Source organism: Savagea faecisuis, from assembly GCF_042675605.1.
In the GTDB taxonomy this organism is placed as follows: Bacteria; Bacillota; Bacilli; order Bacillales_A; family Planococcaceae; genus Savagea; species Savagea faecisuis.
This window is the reverse complement of record NZ_JBHTJF010000020.1, coordinates 1-1,296: the sequence shown is the minus strand read 5'-3', so window position 1 is coordinate 1,296 and position 1,296 is coordinate 1. Positions and strand designations below refer to the sequence as shown.

Genomic DNA, 1,296 nt, shown 5'->3' with positions numbered 1-1,296 from the left:
ACAAATTGACATAAAAACCTTATATAGTGGTTTCACATAAAGTGTTGCATTTAATATTGCAATTTAGGTAAATAAAATAACAATCCAAACAGAAGTATTGCCACCAAGTGCTTACACATCGTTTTCGTATGAATGGTTAAAAGTAATTGTCCAATTAAAACGACAGCTCATTCAACTACAGCGTGAGGAGACCGAACGACAAAAACAAATAAAGCGTGAGAAGGATCGTTTTTTACGGTTTAGTGAAACGATTATCGACCCTCGTATGAAAAAAGAAGTCGTTCAAGGTGTCGAAAGAAATACTACGTACGAGGCTCTCATGAAGCATCGTCAGCAAGTTCAAAAAAGGTTAGAGCAAGCGACTTATACCGCAGAGCAAACGATGCAAGGACATGATCAAGATTTACAACAAATTATTCAGTATGTCATCCGTGCGCTCGATCTCATCCGAGCAGATTTACTCGAAATACCGAAGCGTACGAAAGTTCCCATCGCGAATGTGGAAAAGACGATTTTCCAGTTTCGTATTCCGGAATGGCAGAGAGAAGAAGCGATAGAAAAAATTTATAATTATTTTTTGGCGCTCGAAGATCAATTGAAAAAAAGTCAATTTCTTGATGAGTCAGGCCAAGAAAGTCCAACGATTGTGCGTAAATATTTAGAAAAAAAGTTGCAAATGACGGCACTTTTACGAATTGTTCTCGACAATCAAGTGATGCAAGTGAAGTGTCGAAAAGTTCAAAGTATCGATCAAGTCTCTTCTACGTATTATAGTTGGGAACAGTCGAATAAATGGTCGGGCGGAGAACAATGGAGTAAAAATATGGCGCTTTACTTAGGACTATTAAGATATATCGCCGAAAAATCAGGAAAGCGAGCGTCTTTGAAAAGAGATCGCGTCTTATTGTTAGACAATCCTTTCGGAAAAGCTTCTAGCGAACATGTATTGCAACCTGTCTTTTATATCGCTGAAAAATTAGGTTTCCAAATCATTGCACTAACGGCACATGGTGAAAATAAATTTGTCACTGATTATTTCCCTGTTCGCTACAGTTGCCGTTCACGTTCTGCAATGGACCACACTCATGAAGTGATGGAATTGAAAACATTGTACTTTGAAGATCATCAATGGCCACATGTCGAACAACAAATGAAAGAAGAAATTAAAGAAAATAAGTCAAACTAAAAAGCAAACGTATGTCATCGAAATAAATGGTTGACATACGTTTTTAACGTCTTTCCGAAAGAAGTCTCCCATCCTCAAGGAATGTGAAGGTGCGAATAGCACCAATGAGT

Annotated in this window: 1 protein-coding gene; it reads left to right on the top strand. The window is 37.7% G+C overall.

All coding sequences use genetic code 11. From position 1 onward, the window contains the following. Positions 1-97: 97 nt before the first annotated feature. Positions 98-1,186, top strand: coding sequence for a hypothetical protein (locus ACFQ0V_RS04430; RefSeq protein ID WP_381010196.1), 1,089 nt, complete (start codon positions 98-100; stop codon positions 1,184-1,186). Positions 1,187-1,296 lie beyond the last annotated feature (110 nt).